Raw genomic sequence first — 16339 nt, forward strand, 5'->3', positions numbered from 1 at the left:
ACTCCTCGACCAGGGGTGCACCAACCCACCTCCCCGGTGGGTTTGCCAGTGAAAGGATCGATGATGATCACACACTCCACGACGACGGGAACACGGCGACGTCTGTCGAGAATCGCCGTCACAGCGGCACTCACGGCCATTCCGCTGGCCGCGGTCACCGCGCCGGCATTCGCTGCCACCACCACACCAGCGCAAGTTCAGGTGGACCGAGGCTGGCACGACGGGAACCACCACGACAAACAGCACGAGAACTGGCAGGACACCGACCCCTGGCCCCCGCAGACCGACAATCAGACCCCCGCTCCGACCACCAACCCCTTCGCCGGGCTGCTCGCGACCAACCCCTTCGCCGGGTTGTTCGGGTCCAGCTGACACCGGGTAAGTGGAACACGAAAGTGAGCTGAGGTCCGATGAGATCATCACCGTTCGGTGCGCTCGACACCCTGGCCGACACGGCAGCCACCGGAGATCGGGACGCCGCCAGGCACCTGCTCGACATCGTCTGGCCTATCCTGGTCCGACGTTGCCGGGCCGAACTCGACAGCACAACAGCTGATTCCGTCGCGACAGCGGTGTCATCGACGGCGCTGCGCGCATTTCCGCACCGCAGGCCACCCCAGCAGCCGTTGCTGCGCGTCCTCGAGGCGACCACGAACTCGATGATCGACCGCACCGGCGCGGCCGACCCGACCTCCCGGAAACCCGGACCGCTCGCGGCCTTACCGGGCACCCAACGAGAGGTCCTGATCCTGCGACTCGTGGTGGGACTGAGCGTCGACGACACCGCGACCTCCCTCGGGCGCACATCCGCCGAGGTGCTGCTCGACCAGCATCGGGCCCTGCAGAAATTGCGCGAGATCGGCATCCCCCGCGAACGACTGCCACCATCGCGACGATGATGAGGAGGGTCGCGATGCGGAACGAGGTCGAGCGGCGTGCCTGCGCCGATACCACCACCCGGCGCATACTTACCCCGGTGGACGCCGCCATCTCGTCGCACCTTCGATCGTTTCCGCGGGCAGCCTGGACGTACATCCGGCGGGCACCCGGCACCTACGTCTGGCTGGCGATACTGCTGGTCACGACTGTGGTGGCGAGGCACCTGTCGCCGGATGTGCTCCACGACGTATTGGGTAACCGCTCGACCAACCTGCACCACCTCGCCGAGGACCCCGTTCGAGTCCTGATCGCGAGCGCCTTCTGGCTCGCCGGCGGCGGATGGATCACGTACTTCATCGTCTACAACATCTTCCACGTGCCGGCGGAGCGGTGGCTGGGAACACTTCGATGGTTGTGCGTGGTGGCGATCGCGCACATCGGTGCCACCTACATCAGCGAAGGTGCACTGTATGCCGCGATCCGTCATGGCCGCGTCCCTGCCTCGGCGGTCGACACCCTCGACGTCGGCGTCAGCTACGGACTGGCCGGGGTGGTCGCGATCCTCACCTACCGAATCGCGGCGCCCTGGCGCTATCTCTACCTCGCCGGCGTGCTCGCCTTCTTCGCGGTACCCCTCTTCGTGCATCTGACCTTCACCGCGATCGGCCACTTCGCCGCCGTTCTCATCGGCCTGTGCTGCTACCCGCTGACCCGTGCCCGCACCGGCACCTGGTCGCCCGCCGACACGGCCCGACGATTTCGCCGAGAGCAGGGCGACGCGTAGGCAGGCGTCACCACAGACACCGCTGCCCGGCACCGATCGCGGATCGGTGTCGGGCAGCGGGCCGAAACGTCTGCCACGAAGCGTGAACTGCTAGTTGAGCTTCTGCGGCACCCCGTAGGTCGTGACGGTATCGCCCCGGGCCGTCACAGCTGTCGCGTACGGCCGGATGGTGACTGCCCCGAGCGCGCCCGAGATGGAACCGTGTATGCCCTGCAATCGCACCGATGCCGCCGGACCGTCGAACGACTGGTTCTCCAGGAGCGGAACTGTGGTAATGCCACCCGGCGCCAGATCGATGTCCAGTTCCTGGGACGGAATGATGTCGCCGGCGAGGTCAGCGTGGTTCGACGCATTCAGGCTCAGCGAGGGTGTCGGGACGAGGCCGAGGTCGATTCCGTTACTTGCGCCGATCACGAAGCCGAGACCCGGCGAGTTGAGCACCACAGTGGCGCCGGACAGAGCGATCGGATAGCCGATCTGGTAACCGATGGTGAGTGTGGTGCCCTTGAACTCCGCGGCATTCGGCCCGGTGATATTCACCCCGGCGTAGCCGTTGTGAAAGAACTCGACCGACGTGGGCACACCGTCCAACGGCGGAACGACCTGAAACTGAGTGTCGCCCTGCAGGACCTCGACGCGATTGCCCCTCGCATCGACGACGGAACTCGAATTGTCCACGCCCGCAGACGCGGTCCCATTGCCCAGCACCATCGCAAGCGCCGCAACACCTGCGACCGCGAGGGCGCGGGTAAGACCGGTGTACTTCGAGCGAGATTTGCTGATGTTCGTCATACCGACCCCATTCGTTCGGAATTTTCTACGAAATGCGTAGGAGCTGAGGGTAACCGGCGATTTGGCCTGCTGCTCGGGATACGAGGAAAACCGCAAATCCTGGCCACAACGGCAGGGATCACCCCGCCTGCGCGCACACCGACGGCTCCCGCCGGCCTCTGGGGTCGCGGCCGGCGGGAGCCGACGAACCGGAGCTCATCTCTCGCCTGGGAATGAGGGCCCGGTGCACTGACGTATCGGTTGCATCGATCATCATCAGCATCCGAATGCTATTCCACCGCAACGTTGTCCGGAAAGTACTGAGCGCCGATTCTCAGCGGGGTCTCAGACACGCCCGGACTCCGACGGGCGAGCCCGGCGCCTCTCAGCGTTCCCACAGGATGCCGGGTGCATACTCGCCAGTTGACAGAAGGACCCAACCGACAGAGGGGATACAACAGACGCATATCGGAACCGTCCCACCACCACCGCGAGCAGTAAATGCCTTCTCTCCACACAGTTTCGGCACACACCGCTCGCGGTACAGCGCTGCCTCCCCACGGGACTCACTCACCCGAATTCTGCTTCGCGGCAACGGAGTTGAGAAACAGGACGGTCACGTGAACGCGGCACACGAAGCCACCTCGACGAACGGCTCGGCGTCCGGAATTTCTCCGGCATCAGGCCTCTCGGACATCTCGGGGCCTGGCCGGGATACGGTGGTCACGTGTTCGATCACAGGTCTGTGCAATGAGGGTGCTGGTCGTCGAGGATGAACCCAGGCTGGCCCAGATGGTCCGTCGCGGCCTCGAGCTGGAAGGATTCGTGGTCGTCACCGCCGCCACCGGACCCGACGGGCTCTGGCGCGCCACCGAGGAATCGTTCGATGTGATCGTGCTCGACATCATGCTGCCGGGGATCAGCGGGTATCAGGTCGTCCGCGAAATCCGGGCCAGGCAGAACTGGACGCCGATCCTGATGCTGACCGCCAAGGACGGCGAGTACGACGAGGCCGACGCCTTCGACCTCGGCGCCGACGACTATCTCACGAAGCCATTCTCCTACGTCGTGCTGGTCGCGCGGCTGCGGGCGCTGGTCCGGCGCGGCGCACCCATGCGGCCGGTAGTACTCACCGCCGGGGACCTGAGCCTCGATCCCGGCCGCCGCCGGGTCACCCGCGGGACCGAGGAGTTGCAGTTGACCCGCCGCGAGTTCGGACTGCTCGAGTACCTGATGCGGAACCCGGACACCGCGCTCACCAAGAACGAGATTCTGCGGAACGTGTGGGACGCGAATTACGCGGGGGACGAAAACGTCGTCGAGGTGTATGTGGGGTATCTCCGTCGCAAGATCGACACCCCGTTCGGTACCCGCACGATCGACACGGTGCGCGGGGTCGGTTATCGACTCACGACCGGCTGTCCGGACGCACCTCCTGCACCGGAAGCGTGACCACCACTCGTGTCCCGCCGTGCTCGGCCGCGTCGATGCGCACCGAACCCCGATGCGCCGACACGATTTCTGCGACGATCGCCAGTCCGAGTCCGGAACCCCCGTGAGCGCGGGAGCGGGCGCTGTCGAGTCGCACGAAACGCTCGAACACACGCGCACGATCGGACTCGGGAATGCCGGGTCCGTCGTCGTCGATGGTGACGCACGCCTGGCGGCCGGATCGGGACACCCCGATGGACACGGTGGTGGCGGCGAATCGGACGGCGTTGTCGACGAGGTTGCGCACCGCCCGGGACAGCTGGGCGGCGTCACCGCGGATGCGGACCGGGGTGAGCGTTGCGGTCACCGTGACGGTGGTGTCGGCGCGGGAGCGGCGGACTTCGGTGTCGACGATGTCGTCGAGATCGACGTCGGCGACCCGCAGCGGCAATCCGTGCTCGTCGGCCCGTGCGAGCAGCACCAGGTCGTCGACGAGAAGCTGCATGCGGGTGGTCTCGGGACGCAGGGTCCCGCGGACCAGGTCGCGGTTCAGGACTTCGGGCCGCGCATCGGCTACGTCGAGGGCGGTGGTCAGCGTGGCCAGCGGGCTGCGCAGCTCGTGGGAGGCGTCGGCGATGAACCGCCGCTGGGCCGCGTGCCCAGCCTGGATGCGGGCAAGCATGTCGTTCATCGTGCGGGCGAGCGCGGCGATCTCGTCGCGTGGACGCGGCACCGGGACCCGTTCACCGAGGTCGGTGGTCGAGATCGCGGCGACCTGGGTGCGGATGCGCTCGACCGAGCCCAGCGATCGGCGCACCAGTTTGTAGGTCACTCCCGCCGCGACGAGGGCGATGACCGGTGCTCCGGCGGCGACGAGCCCGCCGACCGTGGCCAGGGTTGCTTCCACCGACTCCTCGCTCGCGGCCACGATCACGGTGTAGTCGCCGCCGACCCCGTTCGCCCCTTGCACGGTGGTCCGCAGATCTGCGCCGCCTGTTTCGTGAGAGACCAGACTGCGGACCGGTGCACCGCCTACCGGTGGCCGCACCACGGTGACCGGGAGCCCGAGATCATCCTGTGAGGAGCGCACCACCGCGCCGGCGTTGTCGACGACCTGCACCAGAGCGATGCGTTGGTCGGTGTCGAAGAGCTGGCTGTCGAGATCAGCGGGCGAATCGGTGCGCAATCCAACGGTGAGGTCGGCGGCGCGGCCGGTCGCGGCGTCGTCCAGGGCCGACAACAGGGTCCGGTCCAGCACGAACAACAGGGCTGCGGCGCCGAGCACCAATGCGACCGCCACCACCGCTCCGGCGCTCAGGGCCGAACGCAGGGCAAGCCCCCACCGCGACGGAATGAGCCACACAGGTGCGCTGTTCATGGGGCCATCCTCCGCCACCGGACACCCGCGGGCGAGAAGCCGGAACGGCGCGCCAGGACGTCATGCCGCTCGTCCCGTCGTCGCCGCATCGACAGGTGAGACCGCGTGTGGGGGATCAACCTGTGTGGCACTGTGCACGCGATCAGAGGCTCGCCGCATCCAGATGCCATAGAGCGCGGAACCGATCAGGGCGGCGAGGCCGCCGAGGAGAATTCCGCCGATCACGTCGGTGAGCCAGTGCTCGCCGAGGTAGAGGCGGGTGACCGCGACCACCACGGTCACCGCGAACGCCGCGGCGAGCAGCAGCCCGCGCCGGGCAGCCGGCGACCCGTATCCGAGGATGACCGCGACCATGGTGGACAGCACCATCGCCCCCGTCGCGTGCCCGGACGGGAACGAGTGGTCAGTCTCGAGGAGTACCTGGGACACGATCGGCGGGCGCGACCGCCCGACAATGGATTTGGTGACGGTCGACGCGAGCGCGGCAGCCCCGACGGTCCCGATGAGAATCAGTCCCGGGACGAGTGATCGTGCCCGCCGGGACAACAGCGCCCCCAGCACCACCGCGATGACGGCGGTGCCGACGGGGCCACCGGCGTCGGTGATCGCGATTGCCGGGCCGGTCACCCACTCCGTCCGGTGATCGGCGAACCAGCCCAGCACAACGGGATCCGCGGTGGTGACCCACGCGCCGACCCTGACCTGGTAGGCCAGCGCGCTCAACGCCACGGTCAGCCCGAGGATCTGCAGGCCGATCAGCGGTGGTGTCGCCGAACGCCGGTTCGTCCCCGCCACCGCCCGCCAGGTGGTTGCGGCCAGGAAAACAGCCGCTCCGGCCACCAGCAGCGAGAATGCAAGGGCGGCGCCGGTGCTCTGATGTACATCGGCGGCGGCGTCGTGGGCTCGTCCGATCAGATTGTCGTGGTGTCCATACGCGGATGCCTTCGAAAGCAAGAGAAGTGGTGGTGCCTGTTTCACGTTCGCAGTATCGGCGCCGGCTGCTGTGGAAGCGCTGAGAGCGCGACCGGCGTCGCCCGGCACCCAGGGGGACGCCGTCTCTCAGCGTCCTCACAGCGCGCCGCGTACATACTCGGGCAGGTTGACCGAAATCCCCTGATGATTGGAGCTCCGACGCAATCACCAACTGCCCCCGCAGAGCCGATCGTGGTCACCTTGCGCGGCACGACGATGCGCCTCCTGCGAATCAACTACCGGCTGTCGCGTATCCCGCTGCGATTCGTCGAAGCGGTGCTGACCCGATTCGACGAACAGGCGCCGATCCGGCTCGCCTACGAAGAGGTACTGATCGAATGTGATCGCGCCGCCGCCCAACTGCTCGGTGATCACAATGCGGACAGGCGCGCCACCGAACTGCACCGGCATACGGCCGCTGTGCGAGAGGCGATTACGCGCGCAAACAGCAGGCGCGACCATCACGGCCTGATACTCCTCGACGAGCAGCGCGATCGGTTTCACGGTCGGCGCCGCCAAAGGCAATTCGAGGGCATCTCCTGACGGAGCCCGTTCCGATCGTCACCTAGGTCGCCGATGCGTTGCGCTGGAGGGCATTCCGGCGCCGAAGAAGCCTCGGCGATTCCGCGGATTCGCACCTGCGGTTCGATCATGCCGACTGGGTGGGGTGCGATGATACCCCCCTCGCCGAGCGCCTTCCACTGCCGGTAGTCGCGAGCGACCAGCGCCCCCACGCCGGCCGCCGTCACGGCCAACCCCGCCGCGACAAGATCCTCGGGACCATCAAGTGTTCTCCTCCGGGTAGCGATTCCACTGCACGGCAAGCACGAATTGCGAGAGCGATGCGTAAGACTCGAGATCGATGTCGGATAGCTGCGCCAGGTGGTGCTAGAGCTTTGCTCAGGCGAGGGCGCGCTGGTCGTCCCTGCCGTCGAGCTGCTCGGCGTACCGGACGAGCGCGGCGGTGGTGCGTTCGATGTGCTCGCGCAGCGCCTGGGTCGCGCCTGTTTCGTCGCGGGCGACGGTGAGTTCGGCGATGGTCTTGTGCTCGGCGGCGATGTCGCGGGTGGCGTCGCGGGCGAACTCCTGGGACCAGTGCTGGTAAAGCTCAGCGCAGTCGCGCAGGCCGGTGGCGATGGCGGCGAGCCGTGAGCTGCCGCAGCCGACGAGCAGAGTGCGGTGGAAGTCGCGGTGGACGGTGGTGAAGGCCGGGTCGACGTGCCCTTCGCTGGTCATCATGGGCGTGTGGGCCAGCGCATGGTGCGTGGCAATGACCGAAGCCTCCCATGCCAAGTCGCCGTGCTTGATCGACTCCGCGAGGGCCAGGGTCTCGATCAGGACCCGGGTGCGCGTCAGGTCCTGCAGGTCGTCGATCGTGAGTGTCGTGACGGCGAAGCCGCGCTGGGGTGTTGCTTCGACGAGGCCCTCGCCGGCCAGTCGGATCACGGCCTCCCGGACTACGGAGAGGCTCACGCCGTACTGCTCGGTGAAGTCGTTCATCTTGAGCTTGCTCCCAGGCGCCAGCTCGCCGCTGAGGAGGTCGCCGCGGATGCGGTCGTAGACCTCCTGGACGCGGGTGGGCTTGGCGGGAGTGTTGGTCATGCGGTCAGTCTACGGAATCCACCGAAATATCGGTATGGGAAGAAATAATCGATTTTTTGTTGACACATCGATGAGACCTGGAGCACACTGTGATCCAGGCAATACACCTGCCAGGGCCTCAGCGCCGGGCCGTCGGCAACCCTCTCGTCCACTCGTTCGGCGGTCCCGATAAAGGAGACATTCCATGACTGACATCCAGGTTCCCGTTCTCATCGTGGGCGGCGGTGGCGCCGGGCTCACGGCGTCGATGTCGCTGTCCAACCTCGGCGTCGACTCGCTGTTGGTGAGCGGTCTGCCGGGCACGTCGACGCTGCCGAAGGCGCACGTGCTCAACCAGCGCGCGATGGAGATCTTCACCGAGGTGGGGGTGGCTCCCGAGATCTACAAGCGCAGCACCCCTGCGGCGAACATGCGGGCGAACGGCTGGTACGCCGGCCTGGCCGGCGCCCACGACGGCTACGGACGCAAGCTCGGCGAGCTCGAGGCGTGGGGCGGCGGCTACACCGACCCCGACTACGTGGCCGCGAGCCCCTGCCGGACCTGCAACCTGCCGCAGATCCGGCTCGAGCCGGTCCTGAAGGGGCACGCCGAGAAGCTGAACCCAGGTGGGATTCGGTTCAACCACGAGCTCATCGATCTGGTCCAGGACGCCGACGGTGTGACCGCCACCGTGCGGGACAAGGACGCCGACGCGACCTACCAGGTGCGCTCGCAGTACCTGATCGCTGCCGACGGCGGCCGGACGGTCGGCAAGCTCGTCGGGGTGGAGATGAACGGACCGCGGGACATCATGAAGATGGTCTCGATCCACATGACCGCGGACCTCTCCCCGTGGGCCGCCGACGACGACGTGCTGATCCGCTGGCTGGTCAACCCCGACTTCGGGGGCTCGTGGAGCGGGGTGCTGGTCCCGATGGGACCCGACCACTGGGGCCCGGAATCGGAGGAGTGGGTCTTCCACATGCAGTACGCCACCGACGACCCGGACGCGATGCAGGAGGAGAAGGTCCTCGCTCGGATGCGCGCCTCACTCGGCCTTCCGCCCGACCTGGTGCCGACGGTGCACCGAATCAGCCAGTGGGTGATGGAGGGCGTCATCGCGGACAAGTTCCGCCAGGGCCGGGTGTTCTTCGCGGGTGACGCCGCGCACCGTCACCCCCCGACCGGTGGCCTGGGCCTGACCTCGGCGATCCACGACGTCTACAACCTGAGCTGGAAGCTGGCCGCGGTCCTGGCCGGCCGCGCCGGCGACGGCCTGCTGGACACCTACGAGGCCGAGCGCAAGCCCGTCGACCAGAACAACATCGACAACGCAATCGCCAACGCGATGAACCACTTCACGATCGACAAGGCCCTGGGCCTCTCGCCCGAGAAGACCCCGGAGGAGAACTGGGCCGAGCTCGCCCCGCTGTGGCACGAGCTTCCGGAGTCGGCGGCCAAGCGGCACGCCCTCAACCGGGCGATCGGCTCACAGACCATGGAGTTCCGCCACCACAACGTCGAATTCGGCTACCGCTACGACTCCACCGCCATCGTGTCCGACGGGAGCCCGGAGTACGTGCCGCTCGACCCGGTCCGCCTCTACGAGCCCAGTACCCAGCCGGGCCACCCGATGCCGCACGCGTTCGTGGAGCGACGAGGCGAGCGGATCCCGCTCGGCACCCTCGTCCACGGCGGCAAGTTCCTGCTCCTCGCCGGCGAGGAGGGCCACGCCTGGGTCGAGGCCGCCAACAAGATCGCCGCCGAGAACGACCTCCCGCTGGTCGCCGGCACCGTCGGCGTCCTCGACTCCGACTTCATCGACGTGCGCTGCGCCTGGTTGAAGAACCGCGGCATCTCCTCCACCGGCGCCGTCCTGGTGCGGCCCGACCGATACGTCGCGTTCCGGTCGAGCGACGGCGTCGCCGACCCGCACGCCGCGCTCGAGGACGCCCTGTCCCAGGTGCTCTCCACCGAGCTCCGCTGACCTAGATCTCACAAGGAGAATCCCCCATGCGTATCGCCAACCTCGCCGGACGGCTCGTCCTGGTCACCGACACCGGTGCCGTCGACGTCGAAGAGGCCAGCCGGGGCCAGTTCGGGCCCGACCCGACCGCCATCTACCGCCGGTGGCCCGACTTCACCGCCTGGGCCGAATCGGCCGAGCTTCCGTCCGGCCGACCCTACGACGACGCCGAACTCGGCGCACCGGTCCCGGAGCCGGGTCAGGTGTTCGCGATCGGTCTGAACTACCGCGCGCACGCCACCGAGAGCGGGTTCGACTTCCCGGTCGAGCCGCCGGTCTTCACCAAGTTCCGCACCTCGATCACCGGTCCAGTCGGTGACCTCGCCCTACCGGGCGAGACCGTCGACTGGGAGGCCGAGCTGGTCGTCGTCATCGGCCGCGAGGCCCGTCACGTCGCCGCGGCAGACGCGTGGGACTACGTCGCCGGCCTGACCGCCGGGCAGGACTACTCCGAGCGCACGCGGCAACTCGTCGCGCCCGCACCGCAGTTCAGCCTCGGCAAGTCGTTCCCCGGCTTCGCGCCGATCGGCCCGGTCGTCGTCACGCTCGACGAGCTGCCGGACCCCGCAGACCTCGAGATCGGCTGCAGCATCAACGGGGAACAGGTCCAGAAGGCCCGCACCAGCGACCTGATCTTCTCGATCCCGGTCCTCATCGAGCGACTCTCCGCGGTCCTGCCGCTGCAGCCGGGTGACCTGATCTTCACCGGCACACCCAGCGGCGTGGGCGGCGGACGAACCCCGAAGCGGTTCCTCGTCCCCGGCGAGGAGGTCGTCACCTGGATCGAGGGCATCGGTGCACTCCGTCAACGATGCGTGCCCGGCACCCCGCACACCACCGCCTCCGCCTCGTAACACCTGACAGGGAAGGACAGACCCGCCATGGCTCTGCACCGCCTCACCTCGATCACCGTCGGCGTCCCCAACGTCGAGGAAACCGCCGCCTACTACACCGACTTCGGTCTCACACCGCTCGGGGGAAACGCGTTCGCCACCACCGACGGCGGCGAGCAGTTCAAGCTCGCCCACGCACCCCGCAGGCGCCTCGTCGAGATCGGCATCGGCGCGGAGAATCCCGACGACCTCGACCGCATCGCCCGTCAGCTCCGCACCCTGGACCTGCCGGTCGAGCGGACCGCCGACGCGCTGGTCACCGAGGAGCCGATCGCGGGCTTTCGCGCCGTCGTCTCGGTGGCACCCCGCATCGAGCAGCAGCGCACCGAGCCCACCCCGTACAACGGGCCCGGCCGGATCGACCGCGCCAACGTGCGGGCGCCGGGCATCGTGCGCGAGGGCCCGGTGGCCCCGCGCAAGCTCGGGCACGTGGTCATCGGGTCCACCGACCAGGCCGCGACCCAGCGGTTCTTCACCGAGGGCATCGGGTTCAAGGTCAGCGACGTCGTCCCGTCCATCGCCGCGTTCATGCGGTGCTCGACCGACCACCACAACGTGCTGGTTCAGCAGGCACCGGTGAACTTCTTGCACCACACCTCCTGGCAGGTCGAGGACATCGACGAAATCGGCCGCGGCGCAATGGCGATGCTCGAGGAGAACCCCGAGCGGCACGTCTGGGGCCTGGGTCGCCACCACGTCGGATCCAACTTCTTCTGGTACCTCAAAGACCCGGCCGGCAACTTCTCCGAGTACTACTCCGACATCGACTGCATCGTCGACGACGCGCTCTGGACACCCGGCACCTGGGAAGGTGTGAAGGGCCTGTTCAACTGGGGCCCGCCCCCGCCGCCGTCCTTCCTCATGCCCGAGGACGTCGCCGCGATGATGACCGGGGCCCACAATGCCGGTTAATGACCGTGCACACGTCCCCGTGCCGGCGTGGACCCCGACAGCGGACGCCGCCGCCCGAACACAGATCAGCACGTTCGGGCGGTGGCTGGCCACCGAAGGACGTGGTGAGTTCGGCGGCTACGACGAGCTCTGGCGCTGGTCGACCACCGAACTCGAGGAGTTCTGGCAGGCGATCGCCGACTTCTACGACGTGCGCTTCCGCCAGCAGGCAACGCGAGTGCTGGCCGACGACGCGATGCCGGGCGCGGAGTGGTTCCCCGCCGCCACACTCAACTACGCCGACCAGGCGCTGCGCCACACCGGCGACAGGACCGCGATCGTCGCCGTCTCCGAAGGCGGGCACCGGCACGAGGTGACCCGCGACGAGCTCCGCAACCAGGTCGCCTCCCTCGCACACTGGCTCCGAACCCAGGGCATCGGCCCGGGCGACCGTGTCGTCGGCTACCTCCCGAACATCACCGCCACCGTCGTCGCGTTCCTCGCCACCGCCGCCGTCGGCGCCACCTGGTCGGCCTGCTCCCAGGAGTACTCACCCGACGGCGCCGCCGACCGCCTCGGCCAGCTCGAACCCACCGTGCTGTTCATCGCCGACGGCTACCGCTACGCCGGCAAGGAACACGACCGCTCCACCCACAACGACGAACTCCGGCGCCTGCTGCCCTCGGTGCGAACCACCGTGTGGGTGCCGCACCTCGGCGCGGCCCAGCCACCCGGCACCGAGCACTTCGACACCCTCACCCAGGGCGACCACCTGCTCGAAACGACCCCGGTGCCGTTCGACCAGCCGCTGTGGGTGCTGTACTCGAGCGGCACCACCGGCCGCCCCAAGGGCATCGTGCACGGCCACGGCGGCGTCACCCTCGAGCACCTCAAGTTCCTCGGCCTCCACCTCGACCTCGACGCCTCCTCCCGCTTCGCCTGGTACACCAGCACCAGCTGGATGATGTGGAACATCCAGGTCTCCGGCCTGCTCCTCGGCGCCACGATCGTGCTCTACGACGGCAGCCCCGGCTGGCCACACCCCGGCGCCCTGTGGCAGCTGGCCGCCGACGAGCAGCTGACATTCCTGGGCACCAGCGCCGCCTACCTGACCGCCGCCCACAAGGACGGCACCCACCTCGCCGCGGCCTACGACCTCCAGCTGACCGGCCTCGGCAGCACCGGCTCACCACTGCCCGCCGGCACCGCCCAATGGATCCACGACACCCTGCCCACGACCTGGCTCGCCGCCGCCAGCGGCGGCACCGACATCGCCTCCGGGTTCGCCGGCGGCGTACCCACCCTCCCGTCGTACCCCGGCGAGATGCAGGCCCGGTTACTCGGCGTGGCCCTCGAATCCTGGGATCAGCACGGACAACCCGTCACCGACGAGGTCGGCGAGCTCGTCGTCACCCGCCCGATGCCGTCCATGCCGCTGTACTTCTGGAACGACCCCGACGGAGCCCGATACCGCGACGCTTACTTCTCCACCTACCCCGACGTGTGGCGCCACGGCGACTGGGTCACGGTCAACACCCGCGGCGGCGTCATCGTCCACGGCCGCTCCGACGCCACCATGAACCGGTACGGCGTCCGCATGGGCAGCGCCGAAATCTACGAAGTCGTCGACCAACTCGAAGAAGTCGCCGACGCAGTCATCGTCGGCGTCGAGGAATCCGACGGCGGCTATTGGATGCCGCTCTTCGTGGTCCTCGCCGACGGACACGACCTCGACCCCGACCTCATCGCCCGAATTCGCGGCCGGATCCGGTCCGAAGTCTCCCCCCGCCACGTCCCCGACGACGTCATCGCCGTTCCCGCACTGCCCCACACCATGACCGGCAAACGCCTCGAAGTCCCCATCAAGCGAGTCCTCCAGGGCGCCGCACTATCGAGTGTCGCCAACCCGGCCGCACTCGACGACGCCGACGCGCTTGCACAGTTCGTCCCGATCGCAGCCCAACGAAAGACGGCCCTGCACACTGACATTCCTCACACCTCGTCACCGGCGACCTGACCCCACCAGCCATCCGACCGGCCCGGACAGCCAGCCGACTTCGCCTTACGTCGCCGCATCCGAGGACAGCGCGGCGAGCTGGTGCCGAACCGCGGCGGTGACGCGCTGCCGGTCGTCGGTGGCGAGGAGGTCGAGCAGGGCGCCCCGCAGTACCGCCAACGCCGCGGTGCGACGGACCGCACCGGCCTCGCGGTCCCTCTCCGGCTGCGGTTGGCACGAGGCGAGGACGGCCAACCAGTCGTCGACCGTCGACCGGGCGAACCCGGCCCACGCACCGTCGGGTTCGACGAGTGAGCGGGCGTACGCCTCGGTCCACAACCGCAGCAACGGACGATGCTCCTCGGCGGCGAGCCACTCCCATACCCGCTCGACCGCCGCGGGCAGCCCGATCGGCTCCGCGCCCGCGTCCTGCCCGAGGCGGTCCAGCATCGTCAGCTCGTCGCTGCGGGCCTTCGCCAGCAAGGCGCGCACCAAGCCGTCCTTGTTGCCGAACAAGAACATCAGCACACGTGGGCTCGAGCCGATCGCCGCCGCCAACGGACGCAGCGACAGATCGGCCAACCCGTGCTCGAGCGCGTAGCGGTAGGCGGCGTCGAGCAACTCGGTCTGCCGCGCGGACGGGGTTGTCGTTTCCGGGGACACGGCGGTAGCCTACCTCCACTGAAACAGTCGTGTCAGTGAGTGCAGAGCATCACCCGCCAGGGACGCGCTCCGGGAAAGGAAACCCATGTCGTCGCAATCACCCCAGCGACCGGAAGTCGTGGTGCGCCCGGCCGATCGTCCCGGCGATCTGGGCTGGGCCGTGATGGCCCACGGCGAGATCTACCACCAGCAGTTCGGGTGGGACGCCGGCTTCGAGGCGCTGGTTGCACAGATCGTCGCCGACTACGCCACCGACCATGACCCGGCCCGGGAAGGCGCCTGGATCGCCGAGGTCGACGGCCAGCGCGTGGGGTGCATCTTCTGCGTCGCCGGCGACGAACGCGCAGTCGCCAAACTACGGATCCTGCTGGTCGCCCCGGGCGCCCGCGGTCTCGGCGTCGGGTCCCGGCTGGTCGAGCGATGCATCACGTTCGCCCGCGACGCCGGCTACCGGCAGGTCACGCTGTGGACCAACGACGTGCTGGCGTCGGCCCGCAGGATCTACGAGGGTGCCGGGTTCGTCCTCACCGACGAAGAACCACACCACAGCTTCGGCCACGACCTCGTCGGCCAGAATTGGACCCTCGACCTGAGCGTGACCACGACGGCGACCGGTAACTGACGACCTACGGAGGCGCCGGCAGCATGTCGAGGACGGCCCGCTCGGCGCCGGCGGCCGTCAACGCCGACCGGGTCGCGGCGAGCCACGCATCGGCCCACGCCGGTTCGATGCCGCGCAGCAACTGGTACTGCGCGTGCCAGGACGCGGCCCGGAATCCGGGCTGTTCCGGTGGATGCAGGCGCAGAGCGATGCGCTCGGCCACCGACTCCGCGACCCAGGACACGAACTCGTCCGGATCGGTGGTGTGCCGGTCCGACAGCAACCGATCGCGTTCCCGGACGGTCAGATGCCACCCGCCCTCGGGCGCACTCCAGCAGAACGGACGCGCGTCCTCGTGCGCCTGCCCGAGCGCCGGCAGATCCTCCGGGCGCGCACCCATCCGCCCCGTCACCTCCAGGATCCGCCGGCGCATGTCGTGATCGAGCAGGTCGTCGTTCAACGGATCAACCATGTACGCGTCACTGCAGCGGGTACACGCTGCGCACATACCCGGCGCACCGCAGCCAGCTGACATCGACCTTCGTCCCGCATTCGGCGACCTGCGGCAGCAAGTCAGGCACCACCTCGAACTGCGTACCGAACCCCTGCTGCTCGAACCACGGTGCAATAGGACCGGTGTACAGGGGAAGGGGCTTGGTCACGACGTAGACGTGGTAGTTGCAGAAGTCCGCGGGATCGGACACCAGGTTCACCGGCGGAAGCGCGCGGGAGGTGTAACTCGCGCCGGCCGGGGCCAGGAAGTTGCCGCCTTCGCTGCCGTACCGGTCGATCAGCGTGCCCACATCCAACTGCCCCTGCACCCGCCGGGGGTTCCCGCTGCCGTCGAGGACGTAACCGTTCTTCGGCGGGTACTTGTAGGAACCCGCCGGAACCACCGTCGGATCCCAGTACTTGCTCAGAAACTGATCGGCCGTGAGATCGCCGGTGCGCTGGTATCCGGCAAGCTGCACGGCAACCGGGAACAGATCCGACAGCGTCTGCGGTCCGAGCCTCCGGTCACCGTCGAACAACTCCGTCGAACAACCCTGCCCGCCGAGAAGATCACTCGAACCTGCCGACGAACCCGGCGCCGCACCGGCGACCGCCCCTTCGGCGAACAGAATCGACAACACGAACCCGACCACAAGGAACAGCTGGCGACAGCGATGCATAACGAACCCTTCCCCCTCGAATGACGATTCCGATGCGGTCCCATCTGACCGGGCATCGAGCACAGCAAGATCATTTACGAGAGAATCGTGACAGATCCGTCCGCGATCGTGACCGAACTTGCGACCGCGCGTCGCCCCCAACGGAATAGCAGCCACCACCGGGGGTATCCAATCCCGACACACGCCGCGCCACACGCGTGCCCGATCGACGCGGCCGAGCCCAGCCACCCCTGACCTGGCCCTTTGCGAGCACCGTCACACCCCCCGGGCGCATCCCGTGCCGCCGGGGGCTCTAACCTGG

At 68.2% G+C, this 16339-nt stretch carries 17 protein-coding genes; 9 read left to right on the plus strand and 8 right to left on the minus strand.

From position 1 onward, the window contains the following. Nucleotides 1-63: 63 nt before the first annotated feature. The 3 genes from BLV94_RS26780 to BLV94_RS26790 are packed head-to-tail and all read left to right on the plus strand — an operon-like array spanning nucleotide 64 to nucleotide 1663. Nucleotides 64-372, plus strand: a complete 309-nt coding sequence (locus BLV94_RS26780) for a hypothetical protein (protein ID WP_143169020.1) — start codon at nucleotides 64-66, stop codon at nucleotides 370-372. A gap of 38 nt (nucleotides 373-410) precedes the next feature. Then, nucleotides 411-899 (plus strand): sigma factor-like helix-turn-helix DNA-binding protein, encoded by a 489-nt coding sequence (locus tag BLV94_RS26785; protein WP_072943723.1) that lies wholly within the window; start codon nucleotides 411-413, stop codon nucleotides 897-899. Nucleotides 900-913: 14 nt separating this feature from the next. Continuing rightward, entirely contained in the window at nucleotides 914-1663 is a 750-nt protein-coding gene (locus tag BLV94_RS26790) for a rhomboid-like protein (RefSeq protein WP_244163667.1), read from the plus strand. Between the two features lie 90 nt (nucleotides 1664-1753). Here BLV94_RS26790 and BLV94_RS26795 read toward each other — a convergent pair whose 3' ends face one another. Beyond that, a complete protein-coding gene (locus BLV94_RS26795) occupies nucleotides 1754-2455 on the minus strand; it encodes an MspA family porin (protein WP_072943725.1) in 702 nt (233 codons plus the stop codon). Between the two features lie 729 nt (nucleotides 2456-3184). Between BLV94_RS26795 and BLV94_RS26800 the strand changes: the two genes are divergently transcribed. Beyond that, entirely contained in the window at nucleotides 3185-3886 is a 702-nt protein-coding gene (locus tag BLV94_RS26800) for a response regulator transcription factor (RefSeq protein ID WP_072943726.1), read from the plus strand. Here BLV94_RS26800 and BLV94_RS26805 read toward each other — a convergent pair. From BLV94_RS26805 to BLV94_RS26820, 4 genes are all read right to left on the minus strand, one after another. After that, complete coding sequence (locus BLV94_RS26805) at nucleotides 3843-5243, minus strand: sensor histidine kinase (protein WP_072943728.1); 1401 nt, start codon at nucleotides 5241-5243, stop codon at nucleotides 3843-3845. The genes BLV94_RS26800 and BLV94_RS26805 overlap by 44 nt on opposite strands. 60 nt (nucleotides 5244-5303) lie before the next feature. Further along, entirely contained in the window at nucleotides 5304-6221 is a 918-nt protein-coding gene (locus BLV94_RS26810; RefSeq protein WP_083395676.1) for a phosphatase PAP2 family protein, read from the minus strand. A 159-nt stretch (nucleotides 6222-6380) separates the two neighbouring features. Then, nucleotides 6381-6719, minus strand: a complete 339-nt coding sequence (locus tag BLV94_RS51840) for a hypothetical protein (protein WP_167372186.1) — start codon at nucleotides 6717-6719, stop codon at nucleotides 6381-6383. 396 nt (nucleotides 6720-7115) lie between these two features. Further along, entirely contained in the window at nucleotides 7116-7817 is a 702-nt protein-coding gene (locus tag BLV94_RS26820) for a GntR family transcriptional regulator (RefSeq protein ID WP_072943730.1), read from the minus strand. A gap of 184 nt (nucleotides 7818-8001) precedes the next feature. Between BLV94_RS26820 and BLV94_RS26825 the strand changes: the two genes are divergently transcribed. Genes BLV94_RS26825 through BLV94_RS26840 form a run of 4 tightly spaced genes read left to right on the plus strand, consistent with a single transcriptional unit; the run spans nucleotide 8002 to nucleotide 13623 of the window. Beyond that, complete coding sequence (locus BLV94_RS26825; RefSeq protein ID WP_072943731.1) at nucleotides 8002-9783, plus strand: FAD-dependent monooxygenase; 1782 nt, start codon at nucleotides 8002-8004, stop codon at nucleotides 9781-9783. A 26-nt stretch (nucleotides 9784-9809) separates the two neighbouring features. Continuing rightward, a complete protein-coding gene (locus BLV94_RS26830; RefSeq protein ID WP_072943732.1) occupies nucleotides 9810-10676 on the plus strand; it encodes a fumarylacetoacetate hydrolase family protein in 867 nt (288 codons plus the stop codon). Nucleotides 10677-10703: 27 nt separating this feature from the next. Beyond that, nucleotides 10704-11627, plus strand: coding sequence for a VOC family protein (locus tag BLV94_RS26835; RefSeq protein WP_072943733.1), 924 nt, complete (start codon nucleotides 10704-10706; stop codon nucleotides 11625-11627). Next, the gene (locus BLV94_RS26840; RefSeq protein ID WP_072943734.1) at nucleotides 11617-13623 is read left to right on the plus strand and encodes an acetoacetate--CoA ligase; all 2007 of its coding nucleotides are present in this window, start codon (nucleotides 11617-11619) and stop codon (nucleotides 13621-13623) included. The genes BLV94_RS26835 and BLV94_RS26840 overlap by 11 nt, the downstream gene beginning before the upstream one ends. A gap of 45 nt (nucleotides 13624-13668) precedes the next feature. Here the strand turns inward: BLV94_RS26840 and BLV94_RS26845 are convergent, their stop codons facing one another. Then, nucleotides 13669-14265, minus strand: a complete 597-nt coding sequence (locus BLV94_RS26845; protein WP_072943735.1) for a TetR/AcrR family transcriptional regulator — start codon at nucleotides 14263-14265, stop codon at nucleotides 13669-13671. An 85-nt stretch (nucleotides 14266-14350) separates the two neighbouring features. Here BLV94_RS26845 and BLV94_RS26850 point away from each other — a divergent pair, with 85 nt between their 5' ends. Then, nucleotides 14351-14887, plus strand: a complete 537-nt coding sequence (locus BLV94_RS26850) for a GNAT family N-acetyltransferase (protein ID WP_072943736.1) — start codon at nucleotides 14351-14353, stop codon at nucleotides 14885-14887. 4 nt (nucleotides 14888-14891) lie between these two features. Here the strand turns inward: BLV94_RS26850 and BLV94_RS26855 are convergent, their stop codons facing one another. Continuing rightward, entirely contained in the window at nucleotides 14892-15338 is a 447-nt protein-coding gene (locus BLV94_RS26855; protein WP_072943737.1) for an Imm63 family immunity protein, read from the minus strand. A 7-nt stretch (nucleotides 15339-15345) separates the two neighbouring features. After that, entirely contained in the window at nucleotides 15346-16038 is a 693-nt protein-coding gene (locus tag BLV94_RS26860; protein ID WP_072943738.1) for a TNT domain-containing protein, read from the minus strand. Nucleotides 16039-16339: the final 301 nt, after the last annotated feature.

The organism is Rhodococcus koreensis, assembly GCF_900105905.1.
Taxonomy (GTDB): Bacteria; Actinomycetota; Actinomycetes; order Mycobacteriales; family Mycobacteriaceae; genus Rhodococcus_F; species Rhodococcus_F koreensis.

What these genes read in the sequence shown, in the direction of transcription:
- BLV94_RS26840 (WP_072943734.1), top strand. Translation starts at nt 11,617, where the DNA reads ATGCCGGTTAATGACCGTGCACACGTCCCCGTGCCGGCGTGGACCCCG.
- BLV94_RS26825 (WP_072943731.1), top strand. Translation starts at nt 8,002, where the DNA reads ATGACTGACATCCAGGTTCCCGTTCTCATCGTGGGCGGCGGTGGCGCC.
- BLV94_RS26795 (WP_072943725.1), bottom strand. Translation starts at nt 2,455, where the DNA reads ATGACGAACATCAGCAAATCTCGCTCGAAGTACACCGGTCTTACCCGC.
- BLV94_RS26820 (WP_072943730.1), bottom strand. Translation starts at nt 7,817, where the DNA reads ATGACCAACACTCCCGCCAAGCCCACCCGCGTCCAGGAGGTCTACGAC.
- BLV94_RS26805 (WP_072943728.1), bottom strand. Translation starts at nt 5,243, where the DNA reads ATGAACAGCGCACCTGTGTGGCTCATTCCGTCGCGGTGGGGGCTTGCC.
- BLV94_RS26855 (WP_072943737.1), bottom strand. Translation starts at nt 15,338, where the DNA reads ATGGTTGATCCGTTGAACGACGACCTGCTCGATCACGACATGCGCCGG.
- BLV94_RS26850 (WP_072943736.1), top strand. Translation starts at nt 14,351, where the DNA reads ATGTCGTCGCAATCACCCCAGCGACCGGAAGTCGTGGTGCGCCCGGCC.
- BLV94_RS26800 (WP_072943726.1), top strand. Translation starts at nt 3,185, where the DNA reads ATGAGGGTGCTGGTCGTCGAGGATGAACCCAGGCTGGCCCAGATGGTC.
- BLV94_RS26790 (WP_244163667.1), top strand. Translation starts at nt 914, where the DNA reads ATGCGGAACGAGGTCGAGCGGCGTGCCTGCGCCGATACCACCACCCGG.
- BLV94_RS26785 (WP_072943723.1), top strand. Translation starts at nt 411, where the DNA reads ATGAGATCATCACCGTTCGGTGCGCTCGACACCCTGGCCGACACGGCA.
- BLV94_RS26860 (WP_072943738.1), bottom strand. Translation starts at nt 16,038, where the DNA reads ATGCATCGCTGTCGCCAGCTGTTCCTTGTGGTCGGGTTCGTGTTGTCG.
- BLV94_RS26830 (WP_072943732.1), top strand. Translation starts at nt 9,810, where the DNA reads ATGCGTATCGCCAACCTCGCCGGACGGCTCGTCCTGGTCACCGACACC.
- BLV94_RS26780 (WP_143169020.1), top strand. Translation starts at nt 64, where the DNA reads ATGATCACACACTCCACGACGACGGGAACACGGCGACGTCTGTCGAGA.
- BLV94_RS26835 (WP_072943733.1), top strand. Translation starts at nt 10,704, where the DNA reads ATGGCTCTGCACCGCCTCACCTCGATCACCGTCGGCGTCCCCAACGTC.